The 20,167-nt window shown below is 60.9% G+C and carries 19 protein-coding genes; 15 read left to right on the top strand and 4 right to left on the bottom strand.

Features of this window, described 5'->3' with window-relative positions; translation table 11 throughout:
• Positions 1-42 precede the first annotated feature (42 nt).
• The 6 genes from A4R29_RS05600 to A4R29_RS05560 all read left to right on the top strand — a co-directional run bounded on the left by A4R29_RS05600 (position 43) and on the right by A4R29_RS05560 (position 6,226).
• The gene (locus A4R29_RS05600) at positions 43-1,113 is read left to right on the top strand and encodes a GlxA family transcriptional regulator (RefSeq protein WP_082827329.1); all 1,071 of its coding nucleotides are present in this window, start codon (positions 43-45) and stop codon (positions 1,111-1,113) included.
• 394 nt (positions 1,114-1,507) lie between these two features.
• Positions 1,508-2,143 (top strand): Crp/Fnr family transcriptional regulator, encoded by a 636-nt coding sequence (locus A4R29_RS05595; RefSeq protein ID WP_338039859.1) that lies wholly within the window; start codon positions 1,508-1,510, stop codon positions 2,141-2,143.
• Between the two features lie 147 nt (positions 2,144-2,290).
• Positions 2,291-2,536: a hypothetical protein gene (locus A4R29_RS05590; protein ID WP_027163121.1), complete on the top strand. Its 246-nt coding sequence runs from the start codon at positions 2,291-2,293 to the stop codon at positions 2,534-2,536.
• Between the two features lie 570 nt (positions 2,537-3,106).
• Positions 3,107-3,598 (top strand): hypothetical protein, encoded by a 492-nt coding sequence (locus tag A4R29_RS05575; protein WP_063171423.1) that lies wholly within the window; start codon positions 3,107-3,109, stop codon positions 3,596-3,598.
• A gap of 856 nt (positions 3,599-4,454) precedes the next feature.
• Entirely contained in the window at positions 4,455-5,081 is a 627-nt protein-coding gene (locus A4R29_RS05565; RefSeq protein WP_027163118.1) for a Cap15 family cyclic dinucleotide receptor domain-containing protein, read from the top strand.
• Positions 5,082-5,083: 2 nt separating this feature from the next.
• Positions 5,084-6,226 carry a nucleotidyltransferase-like protein gene (locus tag A4R29_RS05560; protein ID WP_063171421.1) on the top strand — a complete coding sequence of 381 codons (1,143 nt, stop codon included), beginning with the start codon at positions 5,084-5,086 and terminating at the stop codon, positions 6,224-6,226.
• A 518-nt stretch (positions 6,227-6,744) separates the two neighbouring features.
• Here the strand turns inward: A4R29_RS05560 and A4R29_RS05555 are convergent.
• The 4 genes from A4R29_RS05555 to panB form a co-directional block, all read right to left on the bottom strand.
• Positions 6,745-7,374: an acyl-homoserine-lactone synthase gene (locus A4R29_RS05555; protein ID WP_027163116.1), complete on the bottom strand. Its 630-nt coding sequence runs from the start codon at positions 7,372-7,374 to the stop codon at positions 6,745-6,747.
• A gap of 94 nt (positions 7,375-7,468) precedes the next feature.
• Positions 7,469-8,194: a LuxR family transcriptional regulator gene (locus tag A4R29_RS05550; RefSeq protein WP_063171420.1), complete on the bottom strand. Its 726-nt coding sequence runs from the start codon at positions 8,192-8,194 to the stop codon at positions 7,469-7,471.
• A gap of 169 nt (positions 8,195-8,363) precedes the next feature.
• Complete coding sequence (gene panC, locus A4R29_RS05545; protein ID WP_027163114.1) at positions 8,364-9,227, bottom strand: pantoate--beta-alanine ligase; 864 nt, start codon at positions 9,225-9,227, stop codon at positions 8,364-8,366.
• A complete protein-coding gene (gene panB, locus A4R29_RS05540; protein WP_063171419.1) occupies positions 9,224-10,060 on the bottom strand; it encodes a 3-methyl-2-oxobutanoate hydroxymethyltransferase in 837 nt (278 codons plus the stop codon). The genes panC and panB overlap by 4 nt, the downstream gene beginning before the upstream one ends.
• A gap of 175 nt (positions 10,061-10,235) precedes the next feature.
• Here panB and A4R29_RS05535 point away from each other — a divergent pair, with 175 nt between their 5' ends.
• From A4R29_RS05535 to A4R29_RS05495, 9 genes are all read left to right on the top strand, one after another.
• Positions 10,236-11,195 (top strand): NUDIX hydrolase, encoded by a 960-nt coding sequence (locus A4R29_RS05535; protein WP_027163112.1) that lies wholly within the window; start codon positions 10,236-10,238, stop codon positions 11,193-11,195.
• Positions 11,196-11,259: 64 nt separating this feature from the next.
• The gene (gene nadA, locus A4R29_RS05530; RefSeq protein ID WP_063171418.1) at positions 11,260-12,234 is read left to right on the top strand and encodes a quinolinate synthase NadA; all 975 of its coding nucleotides are present in this window, start codon (positions 11,260-11,262) and stop codon (positions 12,232-12,234) included.
• A complete protein-coding gene (locus A4R29_RS05525; RefSeq protein ID WP_063171417.1) occupies positions 12,231-13,778 on the top strand; it encodes an L-aspartate oxidase in 1,548 nt (515 codons plus the stop codon). The genes nadA and A4R29_RS05525 overlap by 4 nt, the downstream gene beginning before the upstream one ends.
• Positions 13,775-14,656: a carboxylating nicotinate-nucleotide diphosphorylase gene (gene nadC, locus A4R29_RS05520; RefSeq protein WP_063171416.1), complete on the top strand. Its 882-nt coding sequence runs from the start codon at positions 13,775-13,777 to the stop codon at positions 14,654-14,656. Before A4R29_RS05525 ends, nadC begins: the two co-directional genes overlap by 4 nt.
• 191 nt (positions 14,657-14,847) lie before the next feature.
• Positions 14,848-15,858, top strand: a complete 1,011-nt coding sequence (gene bioB, locus A4R29_RS05515; RefSeq protein WP_027163108.1) for a biotin synthase BioB — start codon at positions 14,848-14,850, stop codon at positions 15,856-15,858.
• Positions 15,855-16,994, top strand: a complete 1,140-nt coding sequence (locus A4R29_RS05510) for an 8-amino-7-oxononanoate synthase (RefSeq protein ID WP_063171415.1) — start codon at positions 15,855-15,857, stop codon at positions 16,992-16,994. Before bioB ends, A4R29_RS05510 begins: the two co-directional genes overlap by 4 nt.
• On the top strand, positions 16,991-17,626 hold the full coding sequence (gene bioD / locus A4R29_RS05505) for a dethiobiotin synthase (protein WP_063171414.1): 636 nt from the start codon (positions 16,991-16,993) through the stop codon (positions 17,624-17,626). The genes A4R29_RS05510 and bioD overlap by 4 nt, the downstream gene beginning before the upstream one ends.
• The gene (locus A4R29_RS05500) at positions 17,626-18,891 is read left to right on the top strand and encodes an adenosylmethionine--8-amino-7-oxononanoate transaminase (protein WP_063171413.1); all 1,266 of its coding nucleotides are present in this window, start codon (positions 17,626-17,628) and stop codon (positions 18,889-18,891) included. The genes bioD and A4R29_RS05500 overlap by 1 nt, the downstream gene beginning before the upstream one ends.
• Entirely contained in the window at positions 18,888-19,871 is a 984-nt protein-coding gene (locus tag A4R29_RS05495) for a beta-ketoacyl-ACP synthase III (protein WP_063171412.1), read from the top strand. The genes A4R29_RS05500 and A4R29_RS05495 overlap by 4 nt, the downstream gene beginning before the upstream one ends.
• The last annotated feature ends 296 nt before the right edge of the window (positions 19,872-20,167 follow it).

The raw sequence follows: 20,167 nt of genomic DNA, 5'->3' as shown, positions 1-20,167 counted from the left end.
TTGAGTGAGGCGGACAATAGGCGAAAGGACGTTTGCGTCGGCATGACAGTAGATTTGCGACAATGCCCCGGTTCATCAGCGAAGCCGGCACAAAAAGTACGCCGAGCCCTTGCCCCGCTCTCTGTCGGTTTTCTCCTGCTCCATCGGTTTACCCTAGGGGCGTTTGCCAATTTCGTTGACGTGCTGCGTCTGGCCGCCGACGAAGGGGACCGCAGCCGCCCAATCCGCTGTCAATGGCGGATTATCTCGCCTGACATGTCGCCAATCCTGTCCAGCTGCGGCGTTGCTATCTCTCCCCACGAAAGGATCGGAGACCTTCGACGCTTCGATTACCTAGTGGTTGTCGGCGGGGTTCTTGGAGAGGAAAGCCTCTTGGTCGACGAGAGGTTCGACAACCATCTGCGGCATGCTGCCGAGGCAGGCATACCGCTCGTGGGCCTGTGTACCGGCTCATTTATCTTGCACCGCGCCGGCCTCATGCACGGCTACAAGTGTTGCGTCAGTTGGTTCCACAATTCAGATTTCTTGCGGCTTTGCGAGGGACTACAGGCCGTGTCAGACCAGATCTTCGTCGTCGATCGAGACCGACTGACCTGTTCGGGGGGAGCCAGCGCGGCACATCTCGCAGCCTTTCTGATCGAGAGGCACCTTGGTAAGGCCCCGGCCGCCAAAAGCTTGCGGATCATGATGTTCAACGAGGTAGCAAAGGGCGAGACCGCCCAGCCAACTGGAAGCCTGCAGGTCGTCGTCCGGGACGAAATTGTGAAACGAGCGGTGCTGGTGATGCAACATCACCTGGAAGTCCCGCTGACTATCGGCCGCTTAGCCGACAAGCTCGGCATAAGCAAACGAATAGTTGAACGCCACTTTCGGTCGGAGCTCCGCAGCTCACCTCGAGCCGTCTACACGCAGATTAGGCTTGATCATTCGTGCCATCTTTTGCTGACAACGGACAAGTCTATTTCCGAGATTGCACTTGAGTGCGGATTTTGCGACGGCTCGCATCTGAACCGGATTTTCCGCGCCAATTATCTGCGGACTCCTCAAGAGTTTCGTTCGCAGCGAGCAGTTCTGGCGGATGGGTGCGAAACAAAGACATCGAAACCGGCCTGAACGAGTGTTTTAGCCGTCCGAGCCAGGCTACGGTCGGCGAGGGAATGGTCATTCGTCGATATCCGATTCGCCTGGGATCTTCCTTGGTGTCAAATCTGCGGGTTCTCTCCGCACTTTCCTGGCGCGAGACCCAATCGTCCTTCTTCTTGTCGTCGATGAGCTCACATCGGAAGTTTTGCCATGACTGCCTCCTGTTGACATTCGACTATTCGCCAATTGTAGCCAAATCAATTCGCTCAACGCTGCCACATCGCAAGCCTCGAAAAGCCAGCTTTGAAGCAGAGCCTTTGCCACCCGCACATTTGAAGACTATGCTTGCCTTATCGGCAGCGATTTGCATCGGACACGGCCGACTGTAAGAGGGTACTCGCTCTTGCCCGTACGGGAGAGCGCCATGCCCCAATCCCTTCTTCGCAACCAGCTTTTGAACGCGCTATCCTCGGAGGATTTTGCACTTTTGCAGCCATCGCTGCATCAGGTCGAACTGGCCATCAAAAGCCAGCTGGAGGTCGCATATCAGCCGATCGCGAGTGTCTATTTTCCGGAGACGGGTATTGCCTCGGTGGTCGCCACAATGACGGGCGGTCGCAAAAGTGAGGTCGGCCTCATCGGCTACGACGGCATGACCGGCATTGCGGTTATACTCGGCCAGGACAGGTCTCCCAATGAGACCTATATCCAAGTCGCCGGCCAAGGCTGGATCCTGTCGGTCAAGAGCCTTCGCGGCGCGATCGCGATAAGCCTGACCCTTCGCGAGTCACTGCTGCGCTATGCCCATGCGTTCCTTGTCCAGTCGTCCCGGACGGCACTGGTTAACGGCCACTCGAAAATCGAGGAACGCCTGGCCCGCTGGTTGCTGATGGTCCACGATCGCGGTGACGGAGACAAGATTTACCTGACGCATGAATTTCTGGCGACCATGCTTGGCGCTCGTCGGCCCGGCGTCACGACCGCCCTCCAAATGCTCGATACCGGGGACTGGTCCGCGCCACGCGGGGTGAAATCACGATCGTCGACCGCGCCGGAATGATAAGGCTCACGCACGGCGCTTATGGCGAGGAGGAGCAACGCCATTTCGGCTCGGTTCCGTGTGATTGTCCGGAATCAGACAGAGCCTTGCAAGCTGCGGAATTCCGGCCCTAAGTCGTTGGTCAGGGTTTCAGGGAGGAAATTCTCGATGACCAACGCTTGTCACTCGGTCACGATTGAACGAGCAGCCGAAGCCTATGTCCTTTCCAGGGGCAAGGCCCGGTTCCTCTCCATCGCACAGGCGATCCGCGCCATCCGAACACTCATGCCCGCATGCAAGGCGACCGACCGCGAATTGGAGGAGTTGCTGGCGGCGGCATCGATCATTCACGGTGTCCGCGTCGCTTTCGACGCAAGAACGGCGGAAGCCGCAGAACCGCGGCTCCACTCGTAGCGACGACGCCGGCGCCTGTGCAGTCCCACACCTTATCGGAGTTCGCCAAGCGACGGTCCGCCATCTGATCGATAACGTCGGCAGCCCGTGCTATTTCGGTGTCCGAGGTTCGTCACGCCGTGAGACGAATGTTTTCGCCTTGCGACCTCACGGATTGGAAACTTGACGATCTCATTGCGCGAAGTGCAATCGACGCGAGATTTGCGATCGAATTCGATGCCGCGGCACCGTAAGCTGAAGGCCAAGTTGCCGGCAAGCCCGTGGGTTGTGCCGAGCCAGATCAGGTATATGTTTGCCGAACGGCTTGAGGACTTCGGTGTGGGAAATCACGGCAGCGTTGTTGAAGGATGGCAGGTATTAGCTGAGGACGAGGCGATAGAAGCCGCGACCGTCATGGTATGGACCCTACAACCTCGGCGGCCTATTGCGCCTTCGAAGCGTCTGGCAATGACAAAGGTCTCGAATACCGATTCTGGTTCAATCTGTTTCTGAAACTTTCAAAAAGGGATCACGTCGGGTGGGCATAGCCGCAAGCGAGCGAGGCATAATATCGCAAACGGCAATGCACGAATGGCGATGACTAAGCGCAAATATCCGGGAGAGCTCGCCTCCGCGCAGCAGATCCATGAACTGGCGGAAGAGTATCGCAAAGCGGCAGCCCTGCTCGTTCCGCTTGGCCGATCAGGCAAGCCGCTTAGCCGAGCGCCGTTTAGACTGTCCGCCATCCACGCGATCGAACTTTATCTGACCGCGCTTTTGCTCCACCGAGGGCACGAACCCGATCAAATCCGCAAGATGCATCACGACTTGGCGGCTCGGGCGAAGCACACTGTCGAAGCAGGACTGCGTCTTCGCGCAAAAACCGCCAATCATCTTCAGTCCCTCAGCCAGAACCGGGAATATCTGATCATCCGCTACGGCCCGGAAATGGCCGCAACCGCCTCGCAGATCAACCGGCTCACCGCCACCCTCGAAGAGGTGGCGGTGAAGGTTACCCTTTTGATCGCGTCGTCCTCAAGAACGGATCCACAGCCAGCCGCGACCGTAGCTGGCAAGGCCTGACCCGATTACCGACTGCATGGTTCAGCGCTGCGGTTTGGCGGCATCCTTGTCGGCCTCATCCGACAAGCCAATGACATGGTGACCCAGGAATACATCGACTAATAGGCACCCGCGACCGAGCCCGATGGATGACGGCGAACGGTTGTCGGTAATTGCTGGCCGGGGCAGCGCCGCATTGAACCGTTGGATGGCCAGCCCCCATCGATTCTGTTGTGACGTCTCTAGGCGCTCTCCAACCCCTCGCAGATACTGGCTGCCATGGCGTCAACTTTTGCTCGTCGCTATCTCGATTTCAATCGATTTGCCTCCACCTGTGCTTCGAGACCTGCATTCGGCTCTACGGCCACGAAGACAATTTATACCAATGCCTAGCCGCGGTTACTTTCGATAGATTGACAATCAACAGTATTTTCAATGTTGGCACATCGGAGCGCTATTTACATCTAATATCAAATATGCCTAAACAAATGGCAGGTGACGTCTTCGTCACCTGCCATCGTTTGGTTGTGAACTGCGGTCTGTGTGGTGCCGTAGGGCGCCTTCAGACCGCTAGTCCGAACCCTCAACAAGTCGGAATCTAGTGCCAGATGGGTCTATTGGCAACCACCTGGACATTCTCCCATGTCTAATGACGAGCTGTACAACCCCGGTGAAAAGGCTCCCACATCGGGGCAATACGAGATCACCGGGCCCCGCGGTGGTGGTACGGGCATTGAACGTACCGTGACCAAGGGCGAGCCTCTGCCCCCTCCCCTGGAGTCGGGTCAGAAGTACCGGCTGACCGACCCTACGAAAACTAGGTAAGGTCTTGGGCGGCGGCTCCGGCCGTCGCCCTCCAGCGATCAAAGGGCATTCCATGCTTGAACATGAATATACCGTGCTCGGCGGGGTGAGCCGTGCGCGCATTGGGCATTATCTGGGCGTCATGTCCAGCATCGTTTCTGCAGGAGTAGTGTTTGTTTTCCTGTGGGCGGTCGATCTCGCCAAAACATTCGGCATCTCCCCCAACGTGCCGCCATCGGTGCTTTCCTTGCTAGGCGCTGGCACTGTTTTCATCGTTCTCTATTGGGTTCTTGATCGCTTTGCCTGGCGGTGGGGCCTGCTATCCAATGTTCTCAAAGTTCCCAATCTTTCGGGCGATTGGGATTGCGATGGTCAGACACTCAATCCCGATGGCACGCCCGGCATCCAATGGAAAGCTAAGATAACGATCATCCAGAGTTGGGACAGAATCCGTGTCCGCCTGAAGACTGCGCAGTCTGGATCGAACAGCACCAGCGCAGCGCTCATTCATGACGAGGCCGACGGCTATCGGCTTTTCTATGGCTACAAGAACGACCCGAACATTGGCGAGATCGAGCTGAAAAGTCACCGCGGCTCGGCCGAGATTACTTTCGGCAAGGATCTGCGATCCGGTAAGGGCGAATACTTCAACGGATATGGCCGCTACACGTTCGGCCAGATGAACCTCACGAGGCTCTAAACATGCCCACTGATATCAACAAACGACTAGCCCAACTGAAGACGCGCCGACGCGGGACCGACCGGCTGGGTCGGCTGAGTGAGGCTGCCCAGTCAGCCATTGTCGCTAAAAGCTTCGGTGACGAGAAATGGCAGACCAGAGCGGCGAGCCAGCCGTTTACTCGGTATGCGCTTGGCGCCATGGAAGAGGTCGGACCCGAATACACCAGGATCAGCATCGAAACTGCAGAGCGTGTCGGAAAGCAGTTGGATGAGAAGCTGAGCGCTGCCGGTTGGACTGTGGAATTCCGACTCCAAGGCTCTGTCCCCCTGAACGTCCACATCAGGGGCGTCAGCGATGTCGATCTGCTGAATCTCGAACTCGGCTTTTTCTCGTACTATGTGGCAGGCCTCAAAGCGCGATCTGGTCATTACACATCTCCAAGCCAAGACAAGTCCGTTGACCGCTTGTTGCGTTTGCGCAAAGAGGCCGAAAAGATCCTTATTGCCGCCTACCCAGCCGCCGACGTTGACGTCTCCGGCGGCAAAGCCATCGCGATTTCCGGCGGCTCGCTTGCGCGGCCAGTCGACGTCGTACCGTCGCATTGGGTCGACACAATTGACTACCAGTCGTCAAACATCGAGCGCGATCGCGGCGTGACGATTTTGAACAAAAAAGTTCCCGAGACGATCGACAACTTGCCATTTTTGCATATTGGCCGCGTGCACGACCGGGATCAAAATGAGGCTCATGGCGGCCTGAAGAAGGCTATCCGTCTATGTAAGAATGTCAAAAATGACGCCATAGAGGATGGTAAGACGGTCAATCTTCCGAGCTTCGACATAGCGGCAATCATGTACCATGCGGACCAGGCAGCCTTGCGTACAGGCGTGTTCTACGAGCTCGCTGTACTTGCCGAAACGCAGCGGTTTTTGGACAGATTGTGGCAGGACAAAACCTTTGCACGAACGTTATCCGTGCCAGATGGGTCGCGCCGTATTTTTGACAGCGAAAGCAAGTTCGGCGGGCTTCTTACGCTTTCGTTGGAGGTGAATGAACTTGCGCGCCAAGTCGCGCGTGAGCAAAACCTCACCTTGCGGTATCAAGAGTCGATCCCATTGGAAGACAGCCGAAAAGCAATCTCAGGCGTCTTTGTCCCAGGCTAGAGAGAGTATAGCCGTTCCGCCAAGGGCGCTTCTTGGGTGGACGGGGAGCGCGAGGGGCGGGGCAGCGCCTCTCTCGCTTGGCCATGGCCGGGTCGATACCCTGAAGGACATTCCGGACGCAAAAAGCCTGTGGCATCGCCGCCCCGACCTTAGATGGCGGTCCGCACCTACTCGACGGCGATTGCCAAGCTTTTCGCCCCGAAACCTGAACGCGTCTTGCACGCCGAGAAGAAATCCCGCTGCGCTGCGAATGCCGGCAAAGTTTGGAAAGCGCGTTCTACAGCTTTCGCCCTGGCATCGTCATCCCGCATCAGTTCGTAGATGTCGGCTTTCGACAGGCGTGCGAGGAAGGCTCCCTCCGGCGTCCACAGAGGCGCATCTCCAGCCCCACCGATTGCGACGGCATTTGCAATGCGTTCTCGGCCGGTTCATGGGGGGCGATCGCGGCGTTGAGGTTCGCGGCAGTCACCATCGCCACCCGCGGGCAGAGGAGTGGTCAGGCCGAGCATCCTCAAGCACTATGCCGACAGGCCGAGAACCGGCTGCCACAACACGGGTCCGTTCAAACGTCCCCTCCAGCGGACGCGCATGAGGCTGGCGTGGGAAACCTCGAGAGAACCGGCGACCGCCTCCGTGGTGCCGACCGCCTTCGGCTGCCCGATGCGGGCCAACGGCCACGTTGCGAGACGCAGGATCCGCTCCATGCGCGTATCCGTCACTGTCACAATCCGATCGAGTTCGTTGGCCAAGCCGAATTCGATCATGCCAGCGAAGAGCTCGTAGGTTGCTTGGGCTAGCCCGCCAGCCTTGGGTGTTGATGCAGGCAGATCCAGTGCGAAACGACTGCTCTCCCACACGCGGGTACTCGCTGGCGCTGCGGTCTCACCTAGCAGCATCGGAAAGGTGTCGCGCAACATTGTCGGCCCCGTTGTCGGCAAAAAACGGACGCAACCGCGAATGCGCCAGTCGGATCCTTTGAGAAGGAGATAGACGGGGTTGAGGCCGTCATATGCGTCTGTCTCCATCTCCTCTGCGGTCTGAACATCCCATTCCAGCCTTTCCTTAAAAACCCGATGCCTCAGTCCGTACATTTCCTTGAGCTCGCTTGAAAACTCATCGTAGAGCTCAGGTGTAATTAGCTGCATCATTTGTCGCCTCCGTGCGAGATGTGTTTCCGTCATCGAAGAGCAAAGCCGACACTGATGCAGCCTGTAGACCTTTACAGGTATCCAAAGAAAGGAATCACGATCTCGACTGACGGGAAGCAGCCAGCCGTGCTACAGCCTGGTTGATGGTTCTCACACCAAGTTTTGCCTTGGCGTTTTCCAGATGGAAGGTCACGGTGCGTTTGGAAACGCTGAGAATCTGGCTGATATCCCAGGCCGACTTGCCGTCCGCCGCCCATTTCAAGCATTCGAATTCTCGGGGGGTCAGGACTACGCCATCCACCGCGCAGTCTTCGGCGAGCCTGCGCCGGGCATATATATGAAAGCTGATCGCCACCAGCTGCAATGCTTTTTCGTAACGTGTCAATGACCGCAAGAGAGGCGGACAGGACTGGTCGGAAGCGAAGGTCAGCGCAGCAAAGCGGCCGCGATGGTCGTGCATCGACATGGTCAATCCGCCACGAATGCCAAATCGAGCTGCTTCTTCCAGAACTCGTTGCTGTGAAGCCGCGAGATGTTGCCGAGGCCGATCCACACCCCAATCAAAGGTGTCCCAGCCTTGGAGCCCGCGCAGGATGACCGGATCATGGCTGTGGTAGCGCAATTGCATATAGCGAGATGTCCAGGAGGACGGATAATTTGAAATCAAGCGCGGCTTCTGGCAGGAGGCCGACGGGCAACTGAAATAGGCGAAGAGCGGAAAGTCGAATGCGGCCGCGGCAGAGGCCATTGCCTCACACAGATCGACAGCATCGACGCTTTCGGAGAGTTGCTCGAGGAAATCTTCAAACACGCGATGCATCTGCGCTTTGCATAACCTCCGTGCCGTTGCTCGATCGCAGGCGGAGACCTTTGGTTTAAATGCTTGGCGATCGAGAAAACGTGTGCGAGCTCGTCAGTTTGATCGCCGGCATTGCTCTGCTATTTTGGTTGATGAGGCTGTTTGTGTGGCGACTCAGCGCCGCGAGCGTCTAATTTGTTGCACCAATTGGTGACATTCCTATGTTGTCGATCAGCCGTATGTCGCCGAGCCATGCCGCGACGAGCAAGCGTGCTGGTCGGTCAAGGCTCGTCAGCGGTTGCAGATCCGCCTCGTCGCGAAGTTCCAGATATTCGACTTCGCGATAGCCTGCAGCCAGAATTGCAGCGCGCGCTTCGGCTAGAATGGGCAGGACAGGAGAGCCGCGCGCAAGCCGGTGCGCCACCCCGAGCAAGACCGCTACCAACTTTGGGGCAATGGCGCGCTGTGCTGGCGAGAGCCGAAGATTGCGCGAGGATAGTGCAAGACCATCGGCTTCGCGGACTGTCGGACAGGCCAGGACGGTGATTGGAATGTCCAGGTCCCGAACCACGCGCCTGACCAGCTGAAGCTGCTGAAAGTCCTTTTCGCCAAAACAGGCCAAGTCAGCGCCGGACTGCAGGAAGAGCTTGGCAACCACCGTCGCCACGCCATCGAAATGGCCCGGCCGGAAGCCGCCGCACAGGCCCTCGCTGATGCCGGACACCGAAACGGTCGTGGCGAAGCCTGGCGGATACATCTGCTGAGCATCCGGCACATAGAGCAAATGCGCGCCCAGCGGAGCGAGCTTTGCAGCATCTTCGTTTTCCGTACGAGGATAGGCTGCGAGGTCGGCTGCACTGTTGAATTGCTTGGGGTTGACGAACAGCGTCACCACGACCCGATCGGCCTTCTGAAGCGCCGCACGCACGAGACTCAGATGGCCTTCATGAAAGGCCCCCATGGTCGGCACAAGGGCGATACTGGCGCCTGAGCGACGCCATCGCGCGGCAACAGCGCGGAGCTCGGCAACGGTTCGAACGATCGGCACGCTCATATGACGTCTCCGGTCTTCGGGTCGTTGGTGTAGAGATGTTGCGCCGCCGGAAAGCACCGTCTCCTCACGTCAGCGGCATAAGCCGCAATCGCTGCATCGGCCTGTTCGCCTAGTTCGGCGTAGCGCTTGACGAATTTCGGCCGGAAGGAGCTGAAAAGCCCGAGCATATCGTCGCTCACCAGAATCTGGCCGTCGCAGGCGAGTGAGGCGCCGATGCCAATGGTTGGGACGGCGATCTCCGCAGTGATGCGCTTTGCGAGGGGCTCGGGCACTTTCTCCAGCACCACGCAGAAGGCGCCGGCCTCCGTAACCGCACTGGCATCGCGCCTGATGCGCTCAGCATCGTCTCCCCGCCCCTGGACGCGGTAGCCACCGAAAGTATTGACCGCCTGCGGCGTTAGACCGACATGGGCCATGACAGGGACGCCGCGGGCGCCGAGGAAGCGAATGGTCTCGGCCATTTTCTCACCGCCTTCGAGCTTCACAGCTGCACAACCAGTCTGCGCCATCAGGCGCGCAGCGTTGCGGAAGGCCTGCTCGGGGCTCTCTTCATAGGAACCGAATGGCAGGTCTACAACCATTAACGACCGTACCAGACCGCGGCGCACCGCCCGACCGTGCATGATCATCATGTCGAGAGTGACACCCAGGGTCGACCAGAGGCCGTGCAGTACCATGCCGACGCTGTCGCCAACGAGAACGATGTCGCAGTGGGGATCAACCAATCTGGCGATCGGCGTCGTATAGGCCGTTAGGCAGACGAGTGGAGTCTGGCCCTTCCGCATTCGAACATCCGGCGGTGTCATCGCCTTTGTCTCACCAGTTGCGCTCACTCGACGCATCCTTCCCTAGCGTTACCCGCCGCGGGTGTCGCGTTTGGCATATTTTTGTGCGAGTGCGAAGAGCTAAAAAAGACGTCCAGCTGTGCGGTGTTGACGTTCGTGCAGCAACGCTTAAATTCAATCGATTCAATCACCCTGCATTTGGGGCCGACTCATTATCGCGAACATGGACCATCAGGCAAAAGGAACCAGAAAAGGCCGAGCTGCGGTCAAGGCCGACGAAGCAAAAGTGGACCTGATCGCCGTTGTCGTCGCGGTAAACGACAGTGAACCCTGTCTTCTCACCATCGGGAACGCGGACACGCTTCCGTCCGGACCATATGCGCTAGAGCATCGATCGCTGCAATCCGGTCTGAGGGGCTGGGTGGAGCAACAGACCGGCCACCCGCTGGGGTACATCGAGCAGCTCTACACCTTCGCCGATCGGGACCGCATAGGGGCCGAGCGCCAGGAACGCGCCATCTCAATCAGCTATCTGGCACTCACTCGGAAGGACCAGGCAACGGGCTCCACCAACTGTGGGTGGCGGAGTTGGTACGAGTATTTTCCCTGGGAGGACCATCGCTCCGGCACGCCCGTGGTGCTCGAGATTTTACGACCACGCCTGATCGAGTGGGCTGACGGAGCCAGCGACGCGACTACGCGACGCGAACGCCGGCAGCGCGCCGCGATTGCCTTCGCTTTCGACGACCGCAATTGGAACGAGGAACTCACGCTTCAACGCTATGAGTTGCTCTATGAATCTGCCCTGATCGAAGAGGCTGGTGGCGGACGGGATGTCGCGCCTGCGGTATCTGGCAAGGCAATGATCGCCGACCATCGGCGGATCCTGGCGACCGGCATTGCGCGGCTACGTTCTAAGATCAAGTACCGGCCGGTGGTGTTCGAGCTCATGAGGCCGTCGTTCACGCTGCTTCAGCTGCAGCGGACCGTGGAGGCGCTCGCCGGGAGGCTCATCAACAAGCCGAACTTCCGAAGACTTGTCGAGCAGCAAGAGCTGGTCGAGGAAACTGGCGAGACCTCCCTCGAGACGGGCGGGCGGCCGGCAAAGCTCTATCGGTTCCGCCATGCCGTTCTCGACGACAGGGCTGTGGCCGGGACAAAATTGCCGCTCGCGCGGGCTTGACATACTTATAGTCAAGGTAGACATATTCCCCTTATTGTCAGATCGAATATAATCGGAGGCGCTGATGACTGGGGCGTTACCTATGGCTGCGTCCCTGTACGAGCGCGTCCGGCGGGTGATCCCGCCGGTCGAATGGCTGGCCTTCACCAGCGACATTGAAGCCATCCTGGCGCTGAAGCGTGATCGCAATGCGGTCATCCTTGCGCACAATTACCAAACGCCGGAGATCTTCCACTGCGTGGCCGACATTGTCGGCGACAGCCTCGCACTGGCCCGCAAGGCGGCTACGGTCGAGGCGCAAATCATCGTGGTTGCCGGCGTGCATTTCATGGCCGAGACGGCCAAGCTGCTCAATCCGAACAAGATCGTCCTCATCCCGGATCTCGGCGCCGGTTGCTCGCTGGCCGATTCGATAACGGCACAAGACGTGCGGCTGATGCGACAGCGCTATCCAGGGGTGCCGGTGGTCACCTACGTCAACACTTCGGCGGCTGTAAAAGCGGAGTCGGACATCTGCTGCACCTCGGGCAACGCCAGGGCGGTTGTGGAATCGCTCGGCGTGCCGCGTGTGATCATGGTGCCCGATGAGTATCTGGCGAAAAACGTGGCGGCGCAGACGGAGGTCGAGATCATCGCCTGGAAGGGCCACTGCGAAGTGCATGAGCGATTCACGTCGGCCGACATCCGAGAACTGCGCGATGCGCATCCAGGGGTCATCGTGCTCGCCCATCCCGAATGCCCGCCAGAGATTGTCGCAGAGGCGGAATTCTCCGGCTCGACCGCGGCCATGGTGAAATATGTCGAGCGGGAGAAACCGCCGCGCGTCGTCCTGCTAACGGAATGTTCGATGAGCGACAATGTCGCGGTCGCGCATCCCGAGGTCGAGTTCGTCCGCCCCTGCAATCTGTGTCCGCATATGAAGCGCATCACACTGGCTAACATTCGCGTCGCACTCGAGCAGAACCGGCATGAGGTTCGGATCGATCCCGGGATTGCAGGGCGCGCGCGCCGCTCGGTCGAGCGTATGCTTTCCATATGAGCCTCGACGTTCATGACATCGGCGGGGCGCCGGTCATCATCGGCGCCGGTTTGGCAGGCCTGATGACGGCGCTTCATCTAGCGCCGGAACCGGTTGTGCTTCTGTCCAATGCGGGGCTGGGTACCGGAGCCTGCAGCGAACTCGCCCAAGGTGGTCTTGCGGCAAGTGTCGGCGGCGAGGACAGTTCCGAACTACATCTTTGTGACACCCTCGCAGCCGGCGACGGCCTCTGCGACGTGACGACGGTGCGGCGAACGGTCCAAGCTGCACCCGAAGCGATCAGGACTCTAGAACGCTTCGGTGTGGCATTCGACCGACGCGCTGACGGCGCGTTGCGGCTCGGACTTGAAGCGGCGCACTCGCAGCGGCGGATCGTGCATGCGGCGGGCGATGCCACGGGTCGCGAGTTGGTCCGCGCGCTAATCGCCGCGGCAAGGCGCACAGCCTCCATCACTATCCTGGAGAACGTGGAGGCCCGCCGGCTTATCGTGGAAGACGGGGCGATCATCGCCGTGGTCGCGGCTGGGTGCACGGGCGCAATCGCCTTGCCAACGCGCCGGGCGGTTCTGGCGACCGGCGGCATCGGCGGCCTGTTTAACGATACGACAAACCCGCCTGGCTCATGTGGACAGGGACTCGCCCTCGCCGCCTGTGCCGGGGCGGAGTTTGCCGACCTGGAATTCGTGCAGTTCCACCCGACCGCACTCGAGGGTCCGCGGCGGCCGATGCCGCTGGTGAGCGAAGCGGTGCGTGGCGAGGGTGCTGTGCTCGTCGACGAGCAAGGAGAGCGTTTCCTCGCTGAAACCGCAGGGGGCGAGCTTGCGCCTCGCGACGTGGTTGCGCGCGCGGTTTGGCACCAACTCGCTGTCGGACGCCGTGTGTTCCTGGACGCAAGGCAATGTCTGGGCCCCAGATTTGACAAACGCTTTCCGGCAATCGCCGATTTGTGCCGCCAGGCCGGCATTGATCCCGCGACCGACCTGATCCCGGTGCGTCCGGCGGCACATTATCACATGGGCGGTGTTGCTGTAGACGCTGCCGGCCGCAGCTCCATCGAGGGACTGTGGGCATGTGGCGAGGTCGCATGCACCGGTCTGCACGGCGCGAACCGACTCGCCAGCAACTCGCTTATGGAAGCGGCGGTCACAGCGAGCTGGGTTGCTGAAAGCGTCGCCAACGTATCACACACCCGGCGACCGCGCGTGTGTTCCGCATTCGTGCCCAAACGGCCAGATGCCTCCGGCATCCGCCCAATCGTTTCCGCTGCACTCGGCATCATCCGCGATGGCGAGAAGCTACGCGACGTGGTCGCGACTCTGTTGCCGATTGCAGCTCACGACAGCGCTGCCTCCGACCCCGCCTTGGTCGCGCTGATGATCGCCATTGCGGCGCTGCGGCGCGAAGAGAGCCGCGGCTCGCACTGTCGTTCCGATTTCCCCGGACGCGATGCGCACGCGCGCCAGTCACGGCTGACACTGCGCAGCGCGATACAGACCGCCGTCGCACTCAGCTGGCGGGCACCGATACGGAGCACCATGACATGAGATCATTCTCACCCCTTCCCTCAACCCTGATCGAGCCGATCGTACGCGGTGCTCTTCTCGAAGACCTGGGCAGATGCGGCGATCTGACCAGCGACGCCGTGATCCCGCGTGATCGCACGGCCACGTTGGTGCTCAAGTCGCGACAGACGGGGATCGTTGCCGGGCTCGATCTGGCCGCCTTCGCCTTCATGCTCGTCGAACCTGCGATCGACATGCAAATCTGGCGCGCTGACGGCAGCGATGTCGCGGGTGGCGAAACTATCGCCATGCTGTGCGGACCGGCGCGAGGCCTGCTCACGGCCGAACGCACGGCACTCAATTTTCTGTGCCGTCTGAGCGGCATTGCCACGGCCACGGCGGCGATGGTCGAAGCCGTGCGTGGCCACAAGGCGAGGATCGTGTGCACGCGAAAGACGACGCCCGGCCTGCGAGCTTTGGAGAAATATGCGGTACGCGTCGGCGGCGGCGCCAATCACCGGTTCGGGCTCGACGACGCCGTGCTGATCAAGGACAACCACATCGCGATCGCTGGCGACATTCGCACGGCAATAGAGCGGGCGCGCGCCGCCGCAGGGCACATGGTGAAGATCGAGGTCGAGGTCGAGACGCTTGAGCAGCTCGATACAGCGCTCACGCTGGGAGTCGACGCAGTGCTGCTCGACAATATGTCGGTTGAGGATCTTACCCGCGCCGTGGCAATCGTCGGTGGCCGCGCCATCACCGAGGCTTCCGGCCGGGTGACACCGAAAATGGCTCCCGCGATCGCCGCGACAGGAGTTGACCTCATCTCGGTTGGATGGCTGACACACAGCGCGCCCATTCTCGACATTGGCCTGGACATGCCGTGTCGCGGGAACATCAGCACTCATTTGAACTAAGGGAAACACAATGAGGAGCAACGCGCGCGCGGCTGCATGCGCAGACGAGACGCTGGAAAAGCACGCTTCATGCGGCTCACCTCCATACCCGGATCCCGGTATTGCGCTCACCGACGAGCCCATCGGAAGGGGCTCGCCACTGGACGGACTCCTGAGTGCGCTCGCTGATCAGCAACAGAGGTTTTTTGACGATGACGACGGGAATGAACGAGGAGTGCGGCTCGAACTGTGCCACGCAGTCGATGGAGGCAGCACTGCCCCGATGGAACCGCAAAGAGGCCGAGGCTATATACGGCATGCCGTTCAACGATCTGCTCTTCCTGGCCCAGACCATCCATCGCCAGAACTTCGATCGCAACCGGGTGCAGCTGTCGCGGCTGCTCAGCATCAAGACCGGCGGATGCCCGGAGGATTGCGGCTATTGCAGCCAGTCTGCGCATCACGAAACCGGCCTGAAGGCATCGAAGCTGATGGAGGTCAAACATGTCATCGAGGAGGCGACCAAGGCACGAGATGCTGGCGCAACCCGCTATTGCATGGGTGCTGCCTGGCGCAGTCCGAGGGACCGCGACATGGACGCTGTGCTCGCCATGATCGAAGGCGTGAAGGCGCTTGGCATGGAGACCTGCATGACGCTCGGCATGCTCGACCTCAGCCAGGCGCAACGCCTGAAAGCGGCTGGTCTCGACTACTACAACCACAACCTCGACACGTCCGCGCGCTATTACGGCAAGGTCGTTTCGACCAGGACCTTTGCCGACCGGCTCGAAACGCTTGGGCGGGTGCGCGAGGCTGGGATCAAGGTCTGCTGCGGCGGCATTGTCGGGATGGGAGAGGAAAAGGCCGATCGCATCGACATGCTGGTAACGCTGGCGAACCTGCCCGAGCCGCCGGAAAGCGTGCCCATCAACATGCTGATCCCCATCAGGGGGACGCCGCTTGCCGATGCCGAGCCCATCGAACCGATCGATTTCGTCCGCACCATTGCGCTCGCCCGCATCATGATGCCGAAGTCCTCTGTAAGGCTCTCCGCCGGCAGGACGGCGATGAGCGACGAGACCCAGGCGCTGTGCTTCTTTGCCGGGGCGAATTCCGTGTTTGTTGGCGACACGCTGCTGACAGCGGACAATCCAGGCGAGGACAAGGATACTCGTTTATTTAGACGTCTCGGCATCGAACCGATGCAATGCGAGGCGAAATGAACGAGCCACCGCTCGCCCGCTATGAAGCCACCTTGCAGGGGCTGGCGCGCAAGGACCGGCTGCGCACATTGTCGCCGCGGGTCGGGTTGGACTTCTCCTCCAACGACTATCTCGGGTTTGCCGCCTCGAAGAGACTTGGCGACGCAGTCGCGGCCGCAATCCAGCGGGGCACCCCGGTCGGCGCTACCGGATCGCGGCTTCTGCGCGGCAACGCGCCGGAGCATGAGCAATTGGAGGCAGATGCGGCGGCGTTCTTCGGGGCCGAACGGGCGCTGTTCTTCAGCAGCGGCTATGTCGCCAACTTCGCCCTGCTGAGCACCCTGGTGAAAAAAGGCGACCTGCTGATCCTCGATGAACTGGCGCATGCCAGCATGCATGAAGGGGCGCGGGCTGGACGCGCCGAGTTCAGGATGGTGGCGCACAATGACATTGATGCTTTTGAGGACGCGATCAGGCGCTGGCGCGCCGAAGGCGGCATCGGGCGGATCTGGATCGGGGTCGAGAGCCTGTACAGCATGGATGGCGACCGCGCGCCAATGGAGAGCCTGATCGAGCTTGCCGATCGGCGCGATGCATTCATACTGGTTGACGAGGCACATGCCACCGGGGTCTGGGGACCGGCGGGCCGCGGGCTGGCCGCGGCGTTCGAGGGCCGCGACAACATCCTGGCTCTCCACACATGCGGCAAGGCGCTCGGTGCATCCGGCGCGCTCGTCACCGGGCCGGGAGTGCTGTGCGACTATATTGTCAATCGCTGCCGGCCGTTCATCTACGCCACCGCGCCATCGCCGCTCATGGCAGTGGCGGCGCGCGAAGCGCTCGCAATGCTGGTCGACGAGCCGATGCGCCGCGTTCAGTTGCACGAGCACGTTGCCTTCGCAAGCCGGCAACTGGCCGAGCGTTGCGGATCCAGGCCCAGCGGTTCGCAGATCCAGCCCTTTGTCATTGGGGAGGTGACGCACACCATGGCGATCGCGGCGGCTCTGCAGGCCCGCGGCTTTGATATACGGGGCATTCGACCGCCGACCGTGCCGGAAGGTAGCTCACGCCTGCGCATTTCGCTGACGCTCAATGTCGGCAAGGCTGACATTTCGGCCATGGTCGAGACGCTTGCCGAAGTGTCGGCCACGGCATGAGCAAGCGCATCGTCGTCACCGGAACAGATACGGGAATTGGCAAAACGGTTTTTGCCGCGGGGCTGGCAGGCCTGCTCGACGGCTTCTACTGGAAGCCGGTGCAATCGGGTCTCGATGAGGAGACCGACAGTGAGGTGGTCGAACGGCTCGCTGGCCTGCCATCCGGGCGCGTGCTGCCGGAGGCCCACCGCTTGAAAAGCCCGCTGTCGCCGCACCGTTCAGCCGAAATCGACGGTGTCTCGATCGAGGCTGCCGATCTTGCTTTTCCGGTCCTGCCCACACCGCTCGTCATCGAAGGCGCTGGCGGACTGATGGTGCCGATCAACCGACAGACAAGATTCATCGACATCTTCGCTGAATGGCGGCTGCCGGTGATCCTATGCGCCCGCACCGAGCTTGGCACGATCAACCACACTTTGCTGTCCATCGAAGCCCTGCGGGTTCGCTCCATCCCGCTGATCGGCGTTGCCTTCGTCGGTGAAGAGGCGGCCGATACGCAAAGGACAATCACCGAATTGGGCGCGGTGCGTCAGCTCGGCAGACTGCCACTTCTCGCTCCGCTCACGCGCGAAACTCTGCGAAGGGCGATGATTGCCGGCTTCGACCTCGCCCAGATTGCCGAAGGCGAGTGATGTCGGGGTCGCGCGTGTGGCATCCATTCACCCAGCATGCGATCGAGCCGCCCATGCCGGCCGTTATCCGCACCGAGGGAGCTTGGCTCCAGACGAATGACGGAAGGCATATCCTCGATGCAATCTCCTCCTGGTGGGTGGTCACTCACGGCCACCGCCAACCGCGGATCATGGAAGCGATCCGGATTGCGACCGAGATGCTTGACCAGGTGATCTTCGCCGGCCTGACCCATCAGCCGGCTGAGCAATTGGCCTCTGCGCTGATCGAAATGGTGCCGCCAGGCCTCGACTGGGTCTTTTACTCCGACAGCGGCTCTACCTGCGTTGAAGTGGCGCTGAAGATGGCGCTCGGCTATTTCCGCAACATCGGCGCGCCGCGCTCGGGCATCGTCGCGATGGAACACAGCTATCATGGCGACACGATCGGCACGATGAGCGTCGGCGCCCGGGGCGTGTTCAATGCCGCCTATGAACCACTGTTGTTCGAGGTCGACACCATTCCTTTTCCGGCCGCGGGGCGCGAGCAGGAAACGCTGGATCGTTTCGAGGCCTTGTCTCGCGACCGCCGCGCCGCCGCGCTGATCATCGAGCCGCTTGTGCTTGGCGCCGGCGGCATGCTGATGTATCCGGCCTGGGTTCTGACCGAATTGAAGAGGATCGCTGAGGCCTACGGCACGCTCTTGATCGCCGACGAGGTGATGACCGGCTGGGGACGCACCGGAACCATGTTCGCCTGCGAGCAGGCGTCCATCTCTCCGGATATCCTGTGCACCTCGAAGGGCTTGACCGGCGGTGCCGTCCCGCTGGCGGCCACGCTTGCCACCGATGCCATCTTCCAGGCCCACTATTCCGAGGACCGCAAGAAGACGTTTTTCCACTCAAGTTCCTACACCGCCAATCCGATTGCCTGTGCGGCGGCACTTGCCAATGTCGAGATCTGGCGTGACGAGCCGGTGGCCGAGCGGATCGCCGCCTTGAGCACGAAGCAGGCGGCCGGGCTTCACCGCTTCCGGGACAATCCATATTTCGCCGACAGCCGGGCGACCGGCACGATCGCGGCCCTCGATCTGCGCACCGGCTCAGCCGGTTATCTTGCCGAGATCGGGCCGAAGCTGCGCGCTTTTTTCCTCGAGCGCGGCCTGCTCGTGCGCCCGCTCGGCAATGTCCTTTATCTTCTCCCGCCCTATTGCATCACCGGAGACGAGCTGGACGGGCTCCATGACGCCATCGAGGAGGCCGGCGAACGCTTCGGCTCGCGGTCATGAGCCGGTCGTCGCGCATACTGGGCTTCGGTCATCATGCGCCGGCGCGCAAGGTCGAGAACGCGGAAATCGAAGATCGTCTCGGGCTCGAACCCGGCTGGATCGAGCGGCGCACCGGAATCCGCTCGCGCTTCTGGGCAACGGGCGAAGATACATTGTCTGGCCTTGCCGCGCGGGCCGGCGACATGGCGCTGGCAAATGCCGGTGTCGACCGTGACGATATCGGCCTGCTGGTGCTCGCGACGTCGACGCCCGACCATCTTCTGCCGCCGAGCGCGCCGCTGGTGGCACACCGGCTGGGACTCGACCGCGCCGGTGCGGTTGACCTGACAGGCGCCTGCGCCGGCTTCATCTATGCCCTGATGTTCGCGGACGGATACACCCGCCTGCATGGCAAAGCGAGCCTGGTCATTGCCGCCAACATCCTCAGCCGCCGCATCAATCCGGCCGAGCGCGCAAGCGCGGTTCTGTTTGCCGATGCCGCGGGCGCCCTGGTGGTTGTCCCGAGCGAAGAGCCGGATCGAGGCATCCTCGGCGCCGCGCTGGCCTCGGACGGCTCGCGCCACGGACTGATAAAGATTCCCGCCGGCGGAAGCAACACACCGTTCCACGACGGGCTGGAGCTCGAGCAGACCTGGATGACGATCGCCGACGGCCGCGAAGTGTTCGCCAAGGCCGTGGAGATGATGTCTCGCTGCTCGCAGGATGCCCTCTCGGCTGCCCGAATGGGATCGCAAGAGATCGAGCGGTTCGTGCCACACCAGGCCAATGCGCGGATTTTCGATGCGGTCGGCAGGGTTCTCGGAATAAAAGATGAAGCGATCGTCAAGACGATCGCGGACTACGGCAACTCTTCCGCCGCGACCATCCCGCTCTCGCTCTCGCTTTCGCATCAGGCACAGCCGTTTCGGCCCGGTGAAAAGATTCTTCTTGCGGCAGCCGGTGCCGGTCTCAGCGGAGGCGCCCTCATCATAGGAATTTAGCCGCACGGCGGTCGTGCACAGGAGTGGTCAGGGATGACACGAGCAAACGGGCCTGCCAAAAAACGGTCGCCGGCAAGCTTCACGGGCGCTGGCGCGGTGACGCCAGAGCGATCAAAGTTGCAGGCGATTCTGTCGATCAGCACAATCGGCAATGTTATCTTGCCGCAAGGGTTGTCGGCGCCAGCCTGGGAGCGGAGCGGCTCATAGACAGCTTCCTCGTTCGACGAGTCATCCTGGTCGATAGGCAGGTCCTTCTGATGCATAGATCAACATTGTAGCGGCAGCAGTGCAGCCGA

The sequence above is a fragment of the Mesorhizobium ciceri biovar biserrulae genome (assembly GCF_001618845.1).
In the GTDB taxonomy this organism is placed as follows: domain Bacteria; phylum Pseudomonadota; class Alphaproteobacteria; order Rhizobiales; family Rhizobiaceae; genus Mesorhizobium; species Mesorhizobium ciceri.
Note: the sequence above shows the minus strand (reverse complement) of the source record. Positions and strands in the feature narration are given on the sequence as shown.

Excerpts from the sequence above, each read along its gene's own strand:
- A4R29_RS05590 (WP_027163121.1), top strand. The coding sequence starts at position 2,291 with ATGACCAACGCTTGTCACTCGGTCACGATTGAACGAGCAGCCGAAGCC.
- nadC (WP_063171416.1), top strand. The coding sequence starts at position 13,775 with ATGAGATCATTCTCACCCCTTCCCTCAACCCTGATCGAGCCGATCGTA.
- A4R29_RS05565 (WP_027163118.1), top strand. The coding sequence starts at position 4,455 with ATGCTTGAACATGAATATACCGTGCTCGGCGGGGTGAGCCGTGCGCGC.
- A4R29_RS05575 (WP_063171423.1), top strand. The coding sequence starts at position 3,107 with ATGGCGATGACTAAGCGCAAATATCCGGGAGAGCTCGCCTCCGCGCAG.
- A4R29_RS05525 (WP_063171417.1), top strand. The coding sequence starts at position 12,231 with ATGAGCCTCGACGTTCATGACATCGGCGGGGCGCCGGTCATCATCGGC.
- A4R29_RS05535 (WP_027163112.1), top strand. The coding sequence starts at position 10,236 with ATGGACCATCAGGCAAAAGGAACCAGAAAAGGCCGAGCTGCGGTCAAG.
- bioD (WP_063171414.1), top strand. The coding sequence starts at position 16,991 with ATGAGCAAGCGCATCGTCGTCACCGGAACAGATACGGGAATTGGCAAA.
- A4R29_RS05560 (WP_063171421.1), top strand. The coding sequence starts at position 5,084 with ATGCCCACTGATATCAACAAACGACTAGCCCAACTGAAGACGCGCCGA.
- A4R29_RS05600 (WP_082827329.1), top strand. The coding sequence starts at position 43 with ATGACAGTAGATTTGCGACAATGCCCCGGTTCATCAGCGAAGCCGGCA.
- nadA (WP_063171418.1), top strand. The coding sequence starts at position 11,260 with ATGACTGGGGCGTTACCTATGGCTGCGTCCCTGTACGAGCGCGTCCGG.
- A4R29_RS05595 (WP_338039859.1), top strand. The coding sequence starts at position 1,508 with ATGCCCCAATCCCTTCTTCGCAACCAGCTTTTGAACGCGCTATCCTCG.
- A4R29_RS05500 (WP_063171413.1), top strand. The coding sequence starts at position 17,626 with ATGTCGGGGTCGCGCGTGTGGCATCCATTCACCCAGCATGCGATCGAG.
- A4R29_RS05495 (WP_063171412.1), top strand. The coding sequence starts at position 18,888 with ATGAGCCGGTCGTCGCGCATACTGGGCTTCGGTCATCATGCGCCGGCG.
- panC (WP_027163114.1), bottom strand. The coding sequence starts at position 9,227 with ATGAGCGTGCCGATCGTTCGAACCGTTGCCGAGCTCCGCGCTGTTGCC.
- A4R29_RS05555 (WP_027163116.1), bottom strand. The coding sequence starts at position 7,374 with ATGATGCAGCTAATTACACCTGAGCTCTACGATGAGTTTTCAAGCGAG.
- bioB (WP_027163108.1), top strand. The coding sequence starts at position 14,848 with ATGACGACGGGAATGAACGAGGAGTGCGGCTCGAACTGTGCCACGCAG.
- A4R29_RS05510 (WP_063171415.1), top strand. The coding sequence starts at position 15,855 with ATGAACGAGCCACCGCTCGCCCGCTATGAAGCCACCTTGCAGGGGCTG.
- A4R29_RS05550 (WP_063171420.1), bottom strand. The coding sequence starts at position 8,194 with ATGCATCGCGTGTTTGAAGATTTCCTCGAGCAACTCTCCGAAAGCGTC.